The 1,189-nt window shown below is 44.3% G+C and carries 2 protein-coding genes; both read right to left on the reverse strand.

The genetic code is table 11. The features are described from left to right. Positions 1 to 20: 20 nt before the first annotated feature. Positions 21 to 569, reverse strand: a complete 549-nt coding sequence (locus ACM0OW_RS25725) for a hypothetical protein (protein WP_414553553.1) — start codon at positions 567 to 569, stop codon at positions 21 to 23. Positions 570 to 817: 248 nt separating this feature from the next. After that, a partial coding sequence (locus ACM0OW_RS25730; protein WP_414553555.1) for a hypothetical protein occupies positions 818 to 1,189 on the reverse strand: 372 nt, incomplete at its 5' end.

Here is a 1,189-nt window from a genome sequence, read left to right on the forward strand (position 1 = left end):
TACACCGAAGTTCCCCTCTATCAAATGTTAAGTAATATTTCGCCAACGGTATCAGTATCTTGCCGAGTCGCCTGTTTAATTTCAGCCATTTGATTTTGGGCGGTTTGGCTCAAGGTAGCCTGATTCGCAACACCAGTAGCAACTGTTCTAGTAGCGAATTTACCAAGGTCTTCACGGATACCATAAGAGCTTTGACCATTGGTTTTGTTCTCTAAAGTTTCTGACAGCACAGCACCAGGATCATTGTTGACAGCACCGTTCATGATTCCTGCCAATATCTGGTTTAAATCGGGAATTTGAACGGCACCCAACGCAGAATTGAGCAGATTACCCAGGGGATTAAAGAGGTCATTCTGCACAAAATTTTTGACATCTCCGACAAAATCATTGATTTGAGCAGCTGTATTTGAAGTAAAAATACTATTACCAGTAGTTTGGTTTTGTACAGCCGCCGCTAGTGGATCTCGACCATTGTCTTGAGTGCGAGCCATGACTGGACTGGCTACAAAGCCAAGTTCCCAGACTAAAATCAATGTTACTAATCTGATAGTATGCAATTGAAATTTCATGATTTAATCTCCTAAATTCAGTAATTTATCGGTCTGACGCACGAGTTACGGAATTAACAACCGCAGAGGACACTGAGAAATGAGAGTTTAAAGGGTCACTGCTCTTTGCTCTGAGTTTGCCTTAAAGCCCTGATGGGCATAGTTGCGCTGACCGCGTACCATCTCGCTACAGACAGGTAGCTTGTGGAAGTGAGACATTTTGCGTAAGTTATTTGAAAATTAAGCACTCTTGAAAAGGTTGGTTATCGTTAGTATTTTGGCGAATCGCGAAACGTGTGCTTTGCACTCAGGGCTGGGGTAAGGCGATTGGCACAGCGCTCCGCGCTATCGCCTTCGTTGCGGCTTTGCCAATCATGATCACCTGCTGTAGTTGGAGGTAAATCGCCTTGCTGCGTAGCTTGATGTCTCCCTTGACCAATATGGTGAAAGCCTTTGTTTTCTTTCAACGCCGGAATGTAAGCATCAGTAAATGTTCTGAGTCCTAATAGTTTGCCTTTGGGGGTGTCTGGATACTGAGCCATGACCCGTTCTCTGGCTTCGCGTTCATCCTGGTTATTAGCAACAGTAGCTGTAGCGAACTGCAAACATAAACGCTTCAAACTGCAAACAAGGCGATTTTG

It is taken from the genome of Anabaena sp. CCY 0017 (assembly GCF_963920885.1).
GTDB lineage: Bacteria > Cyanobacteriota > Cyanobacteriia > Cyanobacteriales > Nostocaceae > Nodularia.

Coding starts and splice junctions, on each gene's coding strand:
- ACM0OW_RS25725 (WP_414553553.1), bottom strand. CDS start 569: ATGAAATTTCAATTGCATACTATCAGATTAGTAACATTGATTTTAGTC.